The sequence below is a fragment of the Paenibacillus sp. FSL R5-0749 genome, assembly GCF_038595085.1.
Lineage (GTDB): Bacteria > Bacillota > Bacilli > Paenibacillales > Paenibacillaceae > Paenibacillus.
Genome location: NZ_CP152005.1, coordinates 477,358 through 495,475, shown reverse-complemented (window position 1 = coordinate 495,475; position 18,118 = coordinate 477,358). Strand labels below are relative to the sequence as shown.

The 18,118-nt window shown below is 48.0% G+C and carries 18 protein-coding genes and 1 riboswitch; of the genes, 6 read left to right on the top strand and 12 right to left on the bottom strand.

The window, feature by feature from the left end:
• Positions 1-186 precede the first annotated feature (186 nt).
• Positions 187-1,422, top strand: coding sequence for an MFS transporter (locus MKY85_RS02350; protein WP_339239245.1), 1,236 nt, complete (start codon positions 187-189; stop codon positions 1,420-1,422).
• Positions 1,423-1,782: 360 nt separating this feature from the next.
• Here MKY85_RS02350 and MKY85_RS02345 read toward each other — a convergent pair whose 3' ends face one another.
• Together MKY85_RS02345 and MKY85_RS02340 are read right to left on the bottom strand one after the other, a co-directional pair.
• The gene (locus MKY85_RS02345) at positions 1,783-2,217 is read right to left on the bottom strand and encodes a hypothetical protein (protein ID WP_342571682.1); all 435 of its coding nucleotides are present in this window, start codon (positions 2,215-2,217) and stop codon (positions 1,783-1,785) included.
• Positions 2,218-2,423: 206 nt separating this feature from the next.
• A complete protein-coding gene (locus MKY85_RS02340) occupies positions 2,424-3,824 on the bottom strand; it encodes a phospholipase D family protein (protein ID WP_342571681.1) in 1,401 nt (466 codons plus the stop codon).
• 244 nt (positions 3,825-4,068) lie between these two features.
• A riboswitch (TPP riboswitch) is annotated at positions 4,069-4,181 on the top strand.
• Between the two features lie 219 nt (positions 4,182-4,400).
• On the opposite strand from MKY85_RS02340, the gene MKY85_RS02335 reads away from it, so the two are divergent.
• The 5 genes from MKY85_RS02335 to MKY85_RS02315 all read left to right on the top strand — a co-directional run bounded on the left by MKY85_RS02335 (position 4,401) and on the right by MKY85_RS02315 (position 8,574).
• Complete coding sequence (locus MKY85_RS02335; protein WP_342571680.1) at positions 4,401-5,441, top strand: ABC transporter substrate-binding protein; 1,041 nt, start codon at positions 4,401-4,403, stop codon at positions 5,439-5,441.
• A gap of 224 nt (positions 5,442-5,665) precedes the next feature.
• The gene (locus tag MKY85_RS02330) at positions 5,666-5,956 is read left to right on the top strand and encodes a thiamine-binding protein (RefSeq protein ID WP_017690996.1); all 291 of its coding nucleotides are present in this window, start codon (positions 5,666-5,668) and stop codon (positions 5,954-5,956) included.
• Positions 5,956-6,714 (top strand): ABC transporter permease, encoded by a 759-nt coding sequence (locus tag MKY85_RS02325; protein ID WP_342571679.1) that lies wholly within the window; start codon positions 5,956-5,958, stop codon positions 6,712-6,714. The genes MKY85_RS02330 and MKY85_RS02325 overlap by 1 nt, the downstream gene beginning before the upstream one ends.
• Positions 6,715-6,753: 39 nt before the next feature.
• On the top strand, positions 6,754-7,662 hold the full coding sequence (locus tag MKY85_RS02320) for an ABC transporter ATP-binding protein (RefSeq protein ID WP_342571678.1): 909 nt from the start codon (positions 6,754-6,756) through the stop codon (positions 7,660-7,662).
• Between the two features lie 105 nt (positions 7,663-7,767).
• The gene (locus tag MKY85_RS02315; RefSeq protein ID WP_342571677.1) at positions 7,768-8,574 is read left to right on the top strand and encodes a TatD family hydrolase; all 807 of its coding nucleotides are present in this window, start codon (positions 7,768-7,770) and stop codon (positions 8,572-8,574) included.
• A gap of 280 nt (positions 8,575-8,854) precedes the next feature.
• Here the strand turns inward: MKY85_RS02315 and nfsA are convergent, their stop codons facing one another.
• The 10 genes from nfsA to MKY85_RS02265 form a co-directional block, all read right to left on the bottom strand.
• Positions 8,855-9,598, bottom strand: a complete 744-nt coding sequence (gene nfsA / locus MKY85_RS02310) for an oxygen-insensitive NADPH nitroreductase (RefSeq protein WP_339239237.1) — start codon at positions 9,596-9,598, stop codon at positions 8,855-8,857.
• Complete coding sequence (locus MKY85_RS02305) at positions 9,591-10,190, bottom strand: TetR family transcriptional regulator (protein ID WP_091018425.1); 600 nt, start codon at positions 10,188-10,190, stop codon at positions 9,591-9,593. Before MKY85_RS02305 ends, nfsA begins: the two co-directional genes overlap by 8 nt.
• A gap of 168 nt (positions 10,191-10,358) precedes the next feature.
• Complete coding sequence (locus MKY85_RS02300) at positions 10,359-11,519, bottom strand: ABC transporter permease (RefSeq protein WP_339304551.1); 1,161 nt, start codon at positions 11,517-11,519, stop codon at positions 10,359-10,361.
• Between the two features lie 353 nt (positions 11,520-11,872).
• Positions 11,873-14,350 (bottom strand): heavy metal translocating P-type ATPase, encoded by a 2,478-nt coding sequence (locus tag MKY85_RS02295; RefSeq protein WP_342573255.1) that lies wholly within the window; start codon positions 14,348-14,350, stop codon positions 11,873-11,875.
• A gap of 227 nt (positions 14,351-14,577) precedes the next feature.
• Positions 14,578-14,778 (bottom strand): copper ion binding protein, encoded by a 201-nt coding sequence (locus MKY85_RS02290; RefSeq protein ID WP_339258509.1) that lies wholly within the window; start codon positions 14,776-14,778, stop codon positions 14,578-14,580.
• Between the two features lie 60 nt (positions 14,779-14,838).
• A complete protein-coding gene (locus MKY85_RS02285; RefSeq protein WP_342573253.1) occupies positions 14,839-15,195 on the bottom strand; it encodes a metal-sensitive transcriptional regulator in 357 nt (118 codons plus the stop codon).
• Between the two features lie 167 nt (positions 15,196-15,362).
• On the bottom strand, positions 15,363-15,854 hold the full coding sequence (locus MKY85_RS02280) for a GNAT family N-acetyltransferase (RefSeq protein ID WP_342571676.1): 492 nt from the start codon (positions 15,852-15,854) through the stop codon (positions 15,363-15,365).
• A 122-nt stretch (positions 15,855-15,976) separates the two neighbouring features.
• Entirely contained in the window at positions 15,977-16,162 is a 186-nt protein-coding gene (locus MKY85_RS02275) for a hypothetical protein (RefSeq protein WP_036616704.1), read from the bottom strand.
• 502 nt (positions 16,163-16,664) lie between these two features.
• A complete protein-coding gene (locus tag MKY85_RS02270; RefSeq protein ID WP_342571675.1) occupies positions 16,665-17,432 on the bottom strand; it encodes a nucleoside phosphorylase in 768 nt (255 codons plus the stop codon).
• 1 nt (position 17,433) lies between these two features.
• A complete protein-coding gene (locus MKY85_RS02265; protein ID WP_210109989.1) occupies positions 17,434-18,105 on the bottom strand; it encodes a sulfite oxidase-like oxidoreductase in 672 nt (223 codons plus the stop codon).
• Positions 18,106-18,118 lie beyond the last annotated feature (13 nt).

Genomic DNA, 18,118 nt, shown 5'->3' with positions numbered 1-18,118 from the left:
AACGGCATGGTCCGATCTGTAATTGTTGTGTCTCAGTATATACGAACGATAGACCAGATTGCAACCTTTTGTATCGATCAGGAATTCATGGCACAACGTAACCTGTCCTGTTATGATAGACTTTGTCTTCATGGTTGCGCTTTATTGTGATCCTCAATTTATGTATATATGTAGAAGGAGTTCTTTATGAAAAAATTACTTTGGATCGGGTGTCTCTCCTATTTCCTCATTGGACTTGCCCACGTTGTGCTTGGTTCCATTCTGCCCGTTGCACTGGAACATTACGGCAAAGATTATAGCCAGGGCGGGACATTGATCTTCGCTCAATTTGCCGGATTCCTGGGCGGTGTATTGTTATCTCCGTGGCTGAACCGACGCTTTGGTAAAAGGGGAGGCCTGTTAATCGCGACAGCATTGCTCTGTATCGCAGAATTATCCTACATGCTGTTGCCGCCATGGGGCTGGATGTACGTCATCGCACCCGCTGCCGGTTTCGGATTCGGAATGGTTGAAGCTGTCATTGGCACCATTATCATCGCTGCAATCAAAGACAATACGGCTGTTGCCATGAGCCGACTGGAAGTGTTATTCGGGATCGGAGCGATGGTCATGCCGCTCATGGCCAGCGGTCTGATTGCTGCCGGATACTGGCGTTTATCCTTTCTCGTTGTTGCGATCTGCGCAGCGCTGACCTTTGCTTTCTGGGCGAAAGGATCATTCGGTGAGCTGGACAAGGTTCTGGAGCGACGGAAGCCAGCCGATGCTTCGAGACACACTCACACTGCCAGTGCATCAGGTGAACCGCATTCCGCAGATACCCGTATACCCGGCCCAACCTATCGTGGACGCAACCTGACTCTTCTGGTTCTGTTCGTCCTGTTCTTCTTCCTTTATGTTGGCACCGAGATGAGCCTTGCAAACTTCATGCCAGCGATCCTGATTGAGAAAATGAACATGAAGGAAGCCGGAGCAGCGCTTAGTGTCACCTGCTTCTGGATTGCCATGTCTGTAGGACGACTCTTCGCGGGATATATTGCAGAGAAATTCCAGTACCGCGTCTATGTGCTGTACAGTTGTCTTGCATCTGTGCTTTTGTTAATGGTGTTTCCATTTACAGACCAAATCTGGTCTGCGTTTCTCATCATCTTGCTACTCGGACTTGCCATGTCAGGCATTTTCTCGATTGCCCTAGTCTTCGCCAGTAAACTGCTGCCTGGAACCGAAGAATCCACACCTAGCATTTTGATTGCCTCAGGTGGGGTTGGCGGTGCCATTTTGCCTTTGACCACGGGATGGAGTCTTGATCATCTGGCGGTTAATCAATCCGCATGGATGCTTGCTATCTTTGCAGTTGGCCTGCTTGTCATTAGCGTGATCACGTACCAGTGGCAGAACAAACATTTGGTCGATCCAGCGACTTAACAGCTATGGGTGATACAGTCCAGAGCGATAGAATCAGAATTACCTATTAAAGAAATCGAAATGTCTACTGTCATGACTTGACGGTAGACATTTTTGGTAGCGTTACTCTGTTTTTTACGAACCCAGCACACGCTATTCTGCTCCATTTCTGTATGTTCGAAATCTAACGAACCTTAGAGAAGTTATTGTAGATAATTAGCTTCAAATCAAGGTCTTGTTGCATTTTTTTGGCATATTAACGCCGCTAAGATTCGTTAGATTTTTCATTCCCCAAGAACCGACTTAATAAAGTGTTCTCGATTCGTTACGATCTATTCATTTGCACAAGATTGCCCAGGAAATACTTTAAGGCCATCGGAATTACACACTTTTGTTAACAGTAGGCATTATAGGCCCGTTGCTCTTGATGAATTTACCGAATACATATCGTACGAGCGGCCCTAGAATGATCAACTGATATGGAAGTGCCAGACTGAAATTACGAGCGATTGTATGCAGGTACGTACCAAGTACGGATACCCCATTTAATTGGTCCGCAAGATACGCCGAGATCATTCCATACAAGGACATGATCAGAACCATACCAATCACCATAAAAAATGACATGACCAGCACACCAAGGATCTTGTTGGACTTGTCAAAAGGTAAGGAAAATGCAATTTTTCTCGCTACTGGGCCAACAATGAAGGACTCTACCAGAAAAGCGATGACAAAACACAATAGGAATTGAAACAGGATCTCAAGCGGGGACAACTTGCCAAGTATCCCAGTGTGCCACAAATTGAAAGTCATCATCACCAGGACCATTCCTGTACACATCATTAAGCCGAAAATAATTTGTTCCTTCTTGCTCGTTGGCAATTCTCTCATCCTCTCTGTTTACCTTCGTAATTATAGAGATGATGACCCCCACCACATAAGTGAACATTCCGTGAACAAATCTGATTTTCAAGTTTTGATAAACCGGAGAAAAAGTTAAGCTCAAGAGAATACGTTTTTTTCTACAACATAAATTTCCAGAGAAAAGACAGTTTGGATAACGCTGTGATTGCTATTCGTTTGAAAACAGAGCCTTTCTGATTCGTAGATTCTGCTGGATGTTCATCTTTAACCGCAAGTGTACTATGTGCACGTTTGATATCCATAGCCTCTGTTAGTTGGTTGGCAAATGCAGAACCGGAAATGACTACAGCGGATTCGGTATTGAGGAAGGCAGATCTGGGATCAAGATTATACGAACCAACCATGCTGAGGTAATCATCCATGACAAATGATTTGCCGTGTATGGAATAAGGGCCTTCGTATTCATATATGGCCAGACTGGTATCAAGCAACCGTTTTTTAGAGCTTAAGTATCCCGCGAAAGCCAAAGGGTTAGGGGTCTGTTGGATTGAATTGGTTAGCATGACCCATTCTGCTTTTGGATTCATCGACAGATGTACGGCTTTCTCCATTTTCTTGGTGGGAATGGCATATGGCGTCTGAAGGTACACTTTCGACTTTGCTTCATTGGCGAAATGAACAAATGTCCTCCACATGATGGGGTCTTTATACAGCCTTTTAATTGGATTGTGAATGAAAGCAACGTGGTCGGAATGAAGAGCTCCTCGAACCCATTCCTTGGGCAACACTTTCACAAAAGGATCACTCTGAGCCTGGGCTTTTTGATATAAATCAGCCAGCTGAGCCAGCTCTTTTAACCCTTTTGCATGATGCTGACGTTTTGCATGTTTTTCTGGTTTGGTGAATGGATGGTTCCATAACTGATCTAGATATTGTTTCATTTCAACAACCGTGCTGTTCGTATTATCGTTTGCATTGTAAACAAGGACATCGCGATCAAAAACATAGTCTTTTGGGGGTTGCAATGCCATATATTTATCACCAATATTTTGGCCGCCAATGATTCCATATGTGTTGTCGACAAGAAGGATCTTGTCATGCAGACGATTATGCCATGTCCATGGCATAAATAGGTGGAGTGGTTCATAATATCTTAATTCGACATTGGGATGAGCTGCAATGGCATCTGGAATATCACGCAATCCTCCGCGCATGCTGTGAAAAATCCCGTCTAAAATGATTCGAACTTGAACACCCCGATCAGCCGCATCGAATAAAGCAGCAAAAAAAAGCTGAGATGTTTTTCCTTTTTGAATGGAGTAATAGGCCAGGTCGATGCTTGTTTTTGCCTCTCGAATGGTCTGGATTCTCACCTGACCCGATTGAAAGCCGTCCTCCAGGAGCATTACGCGATCTGTTGTACTTCCTCTTGTTAACGATTTTTGCATATCCGTATTTTCAATAGCAGATGGAGACGGAACCAAAAATAAAAGGTAGGCTGTGAAAAAAATGTAGGCACTATAACACAGAATCATTGCGATTATGGTTTTAAGGATCATTCAGTACTCCCCCATTTTTATGTAAAAGTATTTATTGGTATAGCAGTACTATCTCCTTTTGTACCTAAATTATGTTGTTTAAATGAATCAAGCTGCTCGGCTCAAGGCCAAACGATCAAAAACTAATCACCGAAGCGGCTTAGAAGCAAATAGACGATGACCGGAAATCCGTTCCCATCCAGTTCCTGACTGGACACGACTGGGCCTCTGGCCTATAATTACACCTAGTAATGCCCGTAACTTCATAGTTTCCCAGGGGAGTCGGAATTGGCCGGCTGAGAGTGTATCCCACCAAGATACTAACCCTTAGACCTGATCTGGATCATGCCAGCGTAGGAATCGGAGTATATCGAAATGGCACAGCCCTATGGCTGAACGCCACCTCTCTAACGCCTGCACGCGTCCCGGATTACGGGGCGCTTTTTTAATGTTCTTTTATATAGCCAGAGAGCTAAAAAAAGTGACGTTATCCGGATCATAGCTGGTATAAATCTGTCGATTTATGCAAGAAGCTTGGATATGAAGCCAAGGAGTACCCGTGCCACTGGCCGGACATACCGAAGGAGAGAATCACAGATGAAATGGCGTAAAACAATGGGACTGTTGCTCTTATGTGTACTACTGGTGACTGTGGTCGCATGTGGCGGTAAAGAAGCTGCCCCGGCTGAACAGAACGGCAGCACGAATACGGAGAGCAGCAATGAAGGTGACAACGCAGCCCTCAAGGATGTTAAAGTGGTGCTCGACTGGACACCAAATACGAATCATACCGGCTTGTATGCGGCCGTAGATCAAGGTTTTTATAAGGCTGAAGGTTTGAACGTGGAGATTGTTCAGCCAGGTGCCGGCGGCGCCGATACGATGGTTGCTTCCAATGAAGTGCCATTTGGCGTAAGTTATCAGGAAAGTGTAACTCAAGCCCGTACACAAGGGGTTCCACTCGTCTCCATCGCAGCGGTTATTCAGCATAATACATCCGGATTTGCTGCTCCGGCAGATCGGAATATTAAATCACCGAAAGATTTTGAAGGCAAAACCTATGGCGGCTGGGGTTCCCCTGTGGAAGAAGCCGTGATGCAATCCATTATGGAAGGCGAAGGCGCCGACGTATCCAAAGTGAAAAACATTAACATGGGTGATGCCGACTTTTTCACCGCTGTGAAACGGGATATTGATTTTGCATGGATTTTCTACGCCTGGACGGGGATTGAAGCTGAACTGCGCGGGGAACCGATCGACATGTTATATGTGAAGGATTATTCAGATGCACTGGATTACTACACGCCTGTGCTCGTAACGAACGAGCAGACCATTCAGAACGATCCTGAGCTGGTGACAGCATTCCTGAAAGCCACTTCAGAAGGATATCAATACGCAATTGATCATCCTGAAGACGCCGCAAACATTCTAATCAAGGCTGTACCGGATTTGGACAAGGAATTGGTACTGGCAAGCCAGAAATGGTTGAGTCCGAAGTACACGGATGACGCCCCACGCTGGGGAGAACAGAAACAGGAAGTGTGGCAGAACTACACTGACTGGATGTTTAGCAAAAAACTGCTGGATGAACAGGTCGACGTGAGCAAAGCATATACGAACGCGTTTTTACCCCAATAAAATTTCTCATATAAAACGAACTTAATATTTACACGAGGACGGAGAGGACAGAAATAACGTGAAATAGCGAAGCGGTCGCCTTTATCACCGGATTTTCCCTTTAGAGAAAGGGAATCAAAAAAATCTGGGGATAACAGCGATTGGAAGGTTATTCTGTCATCGAAGTGGCAAGTGTAACCGTCATTAGTTCATTTTATATATCACGAAAGGAGCCGTGATCTCTCATGGCAAGCACATTACTTAGCATTCAGGTTATTCCAAAAACGCCAAATGGCGAGAACTCTTACCCTTATGTAGATCGCGCCATTGAAGTTATTCAGCAATCCGGCCTAAAATATCAGGTGAACGCGCTCGACACCACGATGGAAGGGGAACTGGAGGAACTGCTGGAGGTTGTCCGCAAAATGCACGAAGTACTCGTCGAGGCTGGCAGCCCAAGCATCATCTCCCAGATTAAAATCGCCCATAGCCCTACTGGCTTCAGCATGGATACCCTGACGGAGAAGTACCGCTAATGAATGCCTATTTCAAAAGTGTATGGCCGCCCTTCGTGGCGGTTATTCTCTTTATAGCGATATGGCAGGGAGCTGTATCCCTGTTCCACATCGAGAAATGGATGCTGCCCGCACCGTCCGATATCGCCCGCGAAGCGGCATCCCAAGCGGAGCGACTGGGCATGCATGCCTCCGCAACCATTCAGTTAACGCTGATCGGATTCGCCGCTGGAACAGCGGTTGGATTATTGATTGCAATGGTGCTGCATTTGGTTCCTTTTCTCAAGTCAGCCCTGTATCCTTTACTTATTCTTAGTCAAAATATACCGACCATCGCGCTCGCACCGCTCCTGTTAATCTGGTTCGGATTCGGGCTGTTGCCCAAGCTGATTACCATCATATTAGTCTGCTTTTTCCCCGTTGCGGTGGCGGCCATGGACGGCTTGACCCGTACAGATGCAGCGATGATGAACTATATGCGCATGGCTGGTGCCAAACGTCGTCATATCTTCTGGAAGCTGGAGCTTCCCCATGCACTACCATCAGTATTCTCCGGTATCAAAATCGCCGCTACCTATAGCGTGATGGGCGCCATCATTGCCGAATGGATTGGTGCAGACAAGGGTATTGGTTATTATATGATGCTGCAAAAATCAGCTTATCGCACAGATCGCTTATTCGTGGCGATCATGATTATTGTTGCGCTCAGCTTGCTGCTCTTCCTGCTCATCGCGCTGCTGGAGAAGCTGCTCGTGCGCTGGCGGCCACAGAAGCGATAACAAAGCATGTAAGTCTATATATTAGGAAGTGATCAGCATATGAATCAGCAACAGGACGAACACGTCCAGCCTGAACGGGGAGCACGCACATTGGAACCAAAGCACGGTGAAAAAATTTACTCGACTAATTCCGGGCTACCGACATATACGACTGCTGCTTCGGTTCCACCTGCACTGGACGTCGTGGATGTTCATGCATCATTTCGTGAACGACGGAGCAGGCTACCGGTGTTGAACGGCCTGTCCCTGACTGTGAAGCAAGGTGAGTTTGTCGCTATCGTTGGGCCATCCGGCTGTGGCAAAAGCACCCTGTTCCATATCATCGGTGGTCTGCTGAAGCCACAGGAAGGGCAAGTGCTCATGAACGGTCACGATGTTACGGGCCAACGTGGCAGGATCAGTTATATGCCACAACAGTCTGCCCTTTTCCCTTGGCGTACCATTGAAGACAATGTACTGCTTGCTGGTGAAGTAGCTATGGATACTCCTCCCCGGGCTGAAGCACTTGCGGAGGCTCGAAAATGGTTAAGTAGCGTGGGTCTTGCCGGATTCGAGCAGGCATACCCGCATATGCTGTCGGGCGGTATGCAGCAACGCGCTGCATTCCTGCGCGCCCTGCTTAGTCCGCAGGAGTTGATGCTGCTGGACGAACCCTTCAGCGCGCTGGATGCACTCACACGTAGCGACATGCAGCGCTGGCTGCTCGATATCTGGGAACAGAACCGTCGTTCGGTGCTGTTCATCACCCATAATATCGAAGAAGCATTGCTGCTTGCGGATCGGGTCTATGTATTATCCAACCGGCCTGCAACGGTGTTGCATGAGGTACATGTTCCTTTTGATCGCCCTAGACGAGAAGAAATTACGGAGGAATCCGCCTTTCTGGAGCGTAAACGGCAGATTGCACAGTGGATGAGAGAAGAACAGCAGAAAGCCCGCCTATCTTGATAGCGCGGGTTTTAAAGTTATTATTTTCCTTTAATGGGTGATCCACCACAAGAAATTCTGCGTAACATAGTTAAAATATATAGGAACACAAGGAGGAATTCCCTCGTGCATTCTCAAGCTTTTGCACCATTGATCGATGCTCATATTCACTTGGATCAGTATACCCCTGATGAACAACGTGAGATGTTGCTATCATTTTCGTCTCAGCAGGTGGAAGCGGTCATTGCGGTATCCATGAATCTGGCTTCTGCCCAGGCCAATCTGGAGCTTGCTAATCAATATCCACGCACTATATATCCGGCCTTCGGTTTCCATCCGGAACAGGAACTGCCATCCACCGCAGAGATGGACCTGTTCTTCCAATGGATTGAGCAGCATATGGGACAAGCCACAGCTATCGGAGAAGTCGGCCTTCCCTATTACAATCGACTGGAGGCTGAGCAAGCAGGAAAGAGCTTCGATCAGAGCGGGTATATCGAGCTGCTTGAACGTTTCATCCAACTCGCGAAAAAGCACAACAAACCGCTTGTCCTTCATGCTGTATACGAAGATGCGGATATCGTCTGTGATCTGCTGGAGCAAAATCATTTCCGACGTGCTCATTTCCACTGGTTCAAAGGGTCCCGCGAAACGGTAAAACGCATGGCAGACAACGGTTATTTCATCTCTTTCACGCCGGATATTCGTTATGAAGATGAGATTCGTGAACTCGCCCGGCAATATCCAGCAGAACAAGTCATGGCCGAGACCGACGGCCCTTGGCCCTTCGAAGGGCCGTTTCAGGGACGAATGACACACCCTGCAATGACCAGACAAGTCATTCAAGCATGGAGTGAGATCACCGGCATGGGAACCGACCGGGCCGCCCGTCTCTTTTATCAGAATACAAAGCGTTTCTATGGCTTAACTTGATTACAATCTGGTAGAAGCAAGCGCACTCGCTTGCCCTGCCAGCACAACACAAAGAAGCCAGTCGACTTTTCCCCGACTGACTTCTAATTTACATAGATATAAGTTGAACAAAATTTTTACACAGGAACGTAGAGGACAGAAATAACCCGAGGAAGCAACGCGTTCGCCTTTATAACCAGATTTTCACCTTTTTAAAAGTGGATTGAAAAATCTGGGGATAACAGCGATCGGAGGGTTGTTCTGTCATCGGAGTAGCAGGTGTAACTACCTTCCGTTCAACTTAACGCTTCAGGAATCCTTTGCCTTCCAGGAACGGTCTCACCTGCAACCGTGCCGGCTCAGTCAGGCGCTTCGCCATCAGTTCGGACCATGGGGTCGTTCGTTCTCCATTGGTCCGTTCTTTCATGTACGCAGTTGTAGTCTCATCATACTGCTCAACACCTTGAAGGCTCTGCTCGGCATTATAGCGATTATGATGCAGAACGGCTTTCAATGGCAGGCGTGGCCGAATTCCTGTTTCCTGATCTGCAACACCAATACACATGCCGTACACCGGATATACGCCTTCCGGCAATCCCAACAGCTCAGCGACTTCTTCAATCCGAGTACGAAGCCCGCCGATATATACAATTCCGAAGCCAAGAGATTCGGCTGCAAGAGCGGCATTCTGGGAAGCCAGAGCAGCATCAATCGTGGCTACCATGAAATTCTCGGTCGAATCGGCATACGATTCCTTCTCAGGAAGATGACGTTTCGCAGCATCACTCAGCCGATATAGGTCAGCACACCACACGAGAAACACGGGACATTCATTGACGTAGGCCTGATTGCCTGCCAATTCAGCCAGCTTGGCTTTTTGCTCCGATTCAGTCACGGCAATCACGGTGTAAGCTTGTACACTGCTTGAAGAAGAAGCCATCTGCCCTGCCGATACAATGGCTGCAAGCTGCTCATCACTTACCGGGTCAGGCTTAAATTTTCGTACAGAGCGGTGTTTCATCATCAACTCAATGGTTTCATTCATGGCGGTTCACTCCCAATCCTCGAAGTACGAACTCAATGGTCTGCTCCGCGAGCTCGTCTGTATTCATATGTTGATAATCAAAGCCAAATCGTGAATTCTTGGCCCGTTTGTGTGCCAAAGCCACACCCATAACCTGAAGCATTGCATAAGATACGGACTCGATTTGGAACAATCCCTGGTCCTTTCCTTCTTGCAGCAGTTCCCTCACGCGTGTCCAGACGGGGTCCAGAAAACGAAATACGGTCGCTGTGCGATGTGTACGCAGTGTAATTTCAAGCTGCACAATATCGCTCATCTCCCGATCTGTCATCGTGAACTTCACAACTTCACCAATAATTCGTCGGATACCTTCCACAGGCGAGGACATGGACTCTTCCGCCAACGAGTTCATCATATGATCGGGGAAGAAATGTTCAAATAATGCCTCGAACACCTTTTCTTTGCCGCCAAAATGGTATGACACCAGCGACACATTCGCACCCGCCTCATCACAGATTTGACGAACACTCGTCCCGTCATACCCCTGCTGTGCAAAAAGCTTCTTGGCTGCAAGCAATATCCTCGTTTTGATATCCAACTCCGGTTCCGTCATTCCGTCCCGCTCCCTCTTGTCCGTTCATCTCATTCGCTCTAGCTCAAGGACAGCAGCCAGCGAATCATCTGTCTATTATATTACACCAAGCACCCCGATGAAAATCATCGGGGTGCTTGTCCTATCCTATTGTCCTATCTTATGAAGCCGTTACATGTATCTGTTGTATTAGTTGTGTGCTTGAACCGGGCGTGGTGCACCAGCTGGCATGCGTTGTTTTTTCAACAACGTCACAACCAGTGACAGAGCAACAGCAACCAACAGTACAATGACGATAGATCCTGCAGCAGACTGAACTCCTGGGCCTCCCAATTGCACGCTCAGAATACCCTGAACGGCGTATGTTGCAGGCAGGTACTGCCCAATGCCGCTATAGAAGCTGTTCAGCAATTCACGCGGTACCATAGCACCGGAAGATACCAGTTGCAAGGACAGTGAGATGATGTTGAACAGACTTCCTGCCGGTCCGAAACAGATCAGGAAGAACTGGGAGAAGAACATGAACGTACACAGGAAGAGTGCCTGGAACAACCAGAACGCAACGAATCCTTGTGCAATCTGTCCGCCCAATGCAACGATCAGCGATGATCCCAACAAGGAAACGACCAATGCAGAACCCACGTTAATGACAACTCTCGCGCCAAACAAAGTCAAGCGGGAATAGGTAGATGACAGCATACCCATGGCTGTCTGCAGGTTCATCCCCATAATCATGGCACCTACATAGGAAGCCAGTACCATCATCATCGGCACCATCTGATTATTCATCCCGTTAACTGGGTTGATGGACGTTGTTGTTCCTTCCACTCGGGTAGCCAGGTTCGCAGCAGCTTCAGCAGCCTGATCGGCAGGCGCACCTGAAGCAGTTAACACCGTCTGAACGCCTTGTGCTGTAGCTTGTTTGTTAATCGTGTTTGTCACACTTTGTGATACACCTTGCATCATGCTTTTAATCGTAACCGGGTTCGCTTCATTAATGGTGTATTTAATCTCGGCGGTTGAGCCAGCCGTCTGAAGCAGTTCGTTGAACCCAGCCGGAATATCCAGCACCATGTGTACTTTGTGATGATTCAACTGATCCAACGCTTCAGCTGCACTCAGATTGGATACGGTATGGAAAGGCAGTGTTCCTGCGAGCGAATCCGCAATTCCTTTGGACATTTCACCATCCTCGTTCACAATCGCAACCGTTAATTCTTTCGTACGGTCATTTACTCCAGAATATGCGGTCATCCAGATCACGCTAAAGATCACTTGGAACATAAGTGCTGTTACGATCCCTACAATCACTGGCGGTTTTTTAAACAATGTACGTAAAGCCTGTAACATAAAAGGTGTCCTCCATTACTCAAAATAGTTCTAATTTGATTTAAACAGTTGTTTGAATCAAACGATCGTTTAAATTTTATGTGAATATGACCATATTGTCAACTCATTTTTGAAATATTCAGAAAATATAAGATTTATTCATGAATGTAATTAATTCATTTTCACAAAATAGCATAATACCAACTTTTCTCCATAGAAAAGGACATCTAGACCAACGATTCAGGCCGTACTTCTCTGGCGATTCAAACTGTCTCTTCTCAACAAAAAGCGCGGCCCGCCTGCAGCGAACCGCGCATGTAATATCCTCACTTTGTTACAATGAGGCATTGAATATCTCTGTAAACATGGGCCGGTCAGCCATTTCTATTCAGCTTCATGCGTTGCAGTCGCAGCGCATTCAGGACAACCGACACGGAACTGAACGCCATCGCCGCCCCTGCCAGCCATGGGGCCAAGAAGCCAACTGCCGCAATGGGAATACCAATAACGTTGTATCCGAGTGCCCAGAATAAGTTTTGTTTGATATTCCCCATCGTGCGCCGGCTCATCTCAATCGCATCTGCAATGCTGTTCAGATCACCACGCATCAAGGTAATATCCGCCGCTTCCATCGCTACATCCGTTCCTGTTCCAATGGCCATCCCAATATCAGCAGTAGCGAGTGCTGGAGCATCATTAATGCCGTCACCTACCATCGCAACTTTCAGGCCACTCTCCTGAAGTTTCTTCACTTCTGCAGCTTTACCTTCGGGAAGAACCTCAGCCAGCACTTTACCGATCCCTGCCTGTTCCGCTACAGCTCGAGCAGTCCGCTCATTGTCTCCAGTGATCATGATCACATCAATCCCCATCGCCTGAAGACGACCGATCGCTTCACGAGAGGTATCCTTAATGGTGTCAGCCACTGCCACAATGCCTGCCCACTGACCATCTACCGCTACCAGCATCGCTGTACGCCCCTGCTCTTCCAGTCGGTTCATCTGCTGAACGGTTTCCTCAGAGACATTGACCTGTGCATCCGCAAGCAATCGCCGTGTACCAACCAGGATCTCCTGCCCTTGTACTGAAGCTCGCACACCATATCCCGGTATGTTCTCGAACTTCTCTGTTGAGGTCAGCTCCAGACCCTTGGCACGGATACCTGCAACAATCGCCTCTGCCAGCGGATGCTCCGAACTCTGTTCAGCCGCTCCCACATGCTCAAGCAGATCGGATTCCGTCCAATTCGGAGCCGTGATAACGTCGGTAAGCACGGGTTTACCTTGAGTCACTGTACCTGTTTTGTCGAGCACCACGGTCTGAATCTGTTGTGCGGACTCCAGATGTTCGCCGCCTTTGAACAGAATGCCGTACTCAGCGGCACGGCCTGATCCAGCCATGACTGAGGTCGGCGTGGCCAGCCCAAGTGCACATGGACAGGCAATGACGAGCACAGCAATCGCTTTTTCAAGGGAACCCGCAAAGTCACCCGGACTTGCAAACAGATACCAGATCAGGAATGTCAGCGCGGCTATGCCAACGACGATCGGAACAAATATGCCTGATATAACATCTGCGATCCGTTGAATCGGTGCTTTGGAACCCTGCGCCTGCTCTACCACTTTGATGATCTGGGACAACGCCGTGTCCGATCCCACTCGTGTCGCACGCAGTCGTAATACGCCATTTTTGTTCAACGTAGCACCTGTAACGGCATCTCCCGGTTTTTTATCCACGGGAAGGCTCTCTCCGCTTAGCATGGATTCATCCACAGAGGATTGCCCCTCCTCAACGACACCATCTACAGGTATGCTGTCACCCGGCTTCACCAGAACGAGCTCCCCTACCGCAACATATGCAGCAGGAACCATAACTTCCTGTCCATCCCGGATGACACGGGCTTCACGTGGAGCCAGTTCAATCAAGCTTTTAATCGCCTGTGAAGAGCGGCCTTTCGCCACAGCTTCGAACCATTTTCCCAGTAAAATTAACGTAATTAGAATCGCACTTGTCTCATAATAGAGTTCTACCGAAGGCATGGCGGCTGTGCCCGTTCCCATTGCCCCATGATCCACCGACGCAAAAGGCAAGTACCCACTGGATAACGTCAGATACAGACTGTAGAAAAACGCTGCGCTGGTACCCAGTGCGACAAGAACATCCATATTCGCGCTGCGGTTGCGTAGTGCTTTGTACGCTCCTACATAGAACTGCCACCCAATCACGAACTGTACCGGTGTTGCCAGCAGCAGTTGGAACCACGGGTTCATGAACAGCTCAGGTACATAGATTCCGGATGTGAACGAGAAATGCCCCACCATGGCCCACAGCAACGGAATCGATAACAAAGCCGATATCATCCATCTCCACTTTTTGCGTTGCAGCTCACGTTCACGAACCGATGTAGTCTGTTCTTGCGTCAATTGCAGTTCAGCACCGTAGCCCATTTGCTTAATCTTGGCGGTAATATCCGAAGGTTTCAATGAGCCCGCGGCATATTCAATATGCCCGGTCTCCAGCGCCAGATTCACATTCGCCTGAGATACCCCGGGTAGTCGGGAAAGACCTTTTTCAATCCGCGCAGAACAGGCAGCACACGTCATACCGGTGATGTTCAGATCTACTGATTCGGACACCGTACCGTAGCCAAGCGCCTCTACTTTATCCCGCAACGCATTCACGTTGGTTGTCTTCGGATCATATGAAACGGTTGCCTGTTCAATCGCAAGGTTCACATTGGCCTGATGCACACCCTCCATGCGGGACAAGCCTTTCTCCACTCGTGTCGAACATGCGGCACAGGTCATGCCCGTGATGTGAAGTGTTGTCTTCAGTCCAGGCGCGTCTGCCATAGGGGGCAAAGGTGTAGGTTCTGATGATGTATCCATTGGTTTATTCGTTGAGTTATCCATCATGTCAGCTCCTTTCATGTCGATTCAAATTATTATATGTTGCAATCAATTATACCCCCAAGGGGTATGTATCGGACAGAAAATTAGGCTTAAACCTGACTCGTAGGAAAAAAGACCTCTGACCTCTTTTTACCCAAGAGCATGTTCGGTTTAAGCCTGTAATGCCATTAGACTACATCGTATCCCTGATCTTCAATTGCAGCTTTGATCTGATCCACGTTCACTTTCTGCTCATCATATTCCACAGCTACCGTTCCCGCTGCCAGATCCACGTGACCACTCGCCCCAGCATTCTTCACAGCCTCTTCAACCGACTTCACACAGTGATTGCAAGACATTCCCGTAACGTTCAACGTAACATTAGACATTGTAAATTCCTCCTTGGGATATATTAAAATGATAAAATTAATTAGGTGAATTGATTCAGCTTACTTCATTAACTTCCGCATCGTAACCAGCAGTTCATCCACAACCTCATGTTCACCAGCTTGAATACGCTCAACAATACAGCTCTTCATATGGCCTTCAAGAAGAAGTTTGCCTACTGAATTAAGAGCAGACTGAGCCGCCGCAATCTGCGTCAGTACATCATCACAGTACGTATCCTTCTCAATCAATCCCTTGATCCCGCGAATCTGACCTTCCACACGGTTCAAACGAGAAACCAGGTTACTCTTCATCTCCTGCGAATGATGACTCTTGCGCACATGCTTCCCATCACTGCCTTCGACATGACAGGATACTGCTTCTTGAACTGTAGCCGAAGCTTCCGTCGAATCGGACATGGAGGATTGCAAAGGTTCCTCGGGATGGCTCTGATGATCCATCATGAACACCCCTTTTCTTTCGTTCTTTTCTAAGAGTAACATACCCCATGGGGGTATTCAAGTTCATTTTGATATTTTGTTAAAAATAGATGATTGCTTGTTCGATTGATAAAGAGCAGTACATCTTACAAGGTATATTCCATCCTGCTGCTGCGAACGACCAGACCCATCTGTTCATAGAAAGCCTGTGCGTCCCAGTTAAACGTCGACACGGATAATTCCACGCTGTCTGCCTGAAGCTCTCTTCCTAGCTCGATGAATGCCTGGATCAACTGTTTGCCCGTTCCTTGGCCCCGATGCTTGGTATCCACTACAAGTTCATGGATGTACAGCATCTTGCGATCCACCATCAATGGGTTATCCTGAATTACACTCAACTGCGCACTCCCGTAACCCAGAATCAAGCCTGTTTCTAAAGACTCGGCAACATACAGGTATCGCTTGTCCGTTTCCAGTAGTTCGGTAAACTCCCTTTCCTCCATTCTAGTCTCTAACACTCTGTATAGATCCGGCCGCGCCTCGACATGCATCTGGTGCAGTTCATCCATCAACAATGACACGCCAGAGTAGTCCCTGAGTTCTGCCTTTCGAATGTTAACATTCCCCTTCGTGCTCATCCCATCACTCTTTCGTCTGTTGAATTTTACATTATTATACAACCAAAAAGCAGATACCATAAGGGTACCTGCTTCGCTAAATTTATCTTCCTTCCATCAAGCCCATAGGATGTTCATGTTGATTATTTTTTCGAAGATGTATTTCCTTCATTAAAAGCAACAGGTGATGGCTTCGCTGCCCATTCGTCCGCCTGTGGCTCAATGTCTACTCCGCTCAAGATTTTCTTTTTCTCCATCAAGGAATCCCCGTCTTCATCCAGCTTGTTGCGAATTTCCGCCTCATCCTGAGGTTGATTGTTCTGTGTCATCGTAGAGTCCTCCCTTTTTCGTATTCATGGTGATGTTCCTTTATATAACGTGCCCATTTTCTGCATTATCATTCTTCGCGAGGGATAGACATCAGGGCTAACGAATCCTACACACCTTATATTGGCAAATATAGACGGAGTGGAAATTTAACGAATCTCAGAAACGTTATTTAACGGTAATTCATTATAATGGATTGAAAACAGGCATTAATTCCGGCATTAGCGTGCCAACGATTCGTTAGATTTTCATACTTGCGATATCCCCTCGAATAAGACGTGCTGGGTTCGTTAGGTGAAACAGTACACCATTCATAACCTCCACTTCTCACATCAGCTTATACTCACAAATCCCTAAAACAATTATCGTCGATAAAATTCCCCAACTTTTTTGGGCGCAAAAAAAGGGCATTCCCCCAGACCATTTTCATGACCCTACGGAATGCCCTCTTTCCTTATGTCCACCTCAGGTGGACGTTTAACCGATTAAATTACTAGCTTTGTATTACGCCTGATCCTGGCGAGCAAGCGCGACTAGCGCACGTAGCGCTGCATTAATCTCACGCTCCACCGCTTGTCCAACCGCATCCGTATGCGGATCATACTCAGCAGCCAGGTCGCTGTCCGCGAACCCGTCAATCGCGACAATGGCTCCGGCACGAGCGCCACGCAAGGTGCTGACGATGTAGAGTGCCGCAATTTCCATCTCGGCTGCAAGTGCTCCAGCCTGCTTGTACTTGCGATGTGGAATCTCTTCCACGCCTGCAAAGAACGCATCCAGCGTTACGGTGATACCCACACCAACTTTACCCGCTGCAGTCGCAGATTCGGCATTTGCTGCGTTCCCCTGCTCACGAGCAGCTTCGATCAACGCTTGCGTCACCCCAATATCCGCTACCGCTGGGAAACCATCCGGCACCAGTTGGCGAGTCAACCCATCTGTACGAACGGCTGCTGTACTCACAATCACACTACCTGCCGGAAAATCCGCTGTATACGATCCCGCCGTACCTACACGAATCAGAGTTGTTACACCCGCTCGAATCAATTCCTCGAAGCAGACAGCCGCTCCAGGTGACCCTACACCATGGCTGACCACAGCGATCTGTAACCCTCCGTACAGACCAACAAACGTGCGATACTCCCGACTGAACGCCAGTTCTCTCGCCTGCTCCAGCTTACGGGAAATCTTCTCCGCACGTGCCGGATCACCACAGACGACGGCATATGCCGGCATGTCTTCCGAATGAATCTGCAAAATAGGCATCAACATATCAATCAAACTCCTTCTTCGTCCACTCATCTTCCGGAATCGGCAGATCTTCACCCGAGAAGCGCTGCTCCTTGAACGGATCGGCAAAATGGTGGAAACCATTCACTTCCCAGAAGCCGTTACGGTCTTCGGTCATAAACTCCAAACCACGTATCCACTTCGCACTCTTCCAGAAGTAAAGTTGTGGCACGACCATGCGCAACGGAAAACCATGCTTGGGCGTCAGTGGCTCGCCGTTATATTTGAATGCAAGCAGCACATCGTCATGCATCAATTCTTCGAGCGGTACATTTGTCTCATAATCATGATCCGCATGGATCATGACGTATTTCGCTTCCGGTTTAACGCCAAGAAGTTTCACAAAATCAGAGAAGCGAATGCCTTCCCACGGCGTATCGAATTTCGACCAGCGTGTGACACAGTGAATATCACTTACCGTGTTCACCTGAGGCATCGCCTGCAACTCGGCCAGGGAGAAGACCTTCTCTTCTTCCACTTCGCCGAATACCTTCAAGTCCCAGGTGGACAGGTCATATTCTGGCACTTCCCCTTCATGCAGAATCGGAAATTTCTCCGTCAACATCTGTCCCGGCGGCAAGCGATCTCCATAATCATTGCCCGCTTTGGGTGCCGGGGCTTTTCCTTTTTTCAAACGTTCAGCCTTGTTATGCAAGTGGAATTCCTCC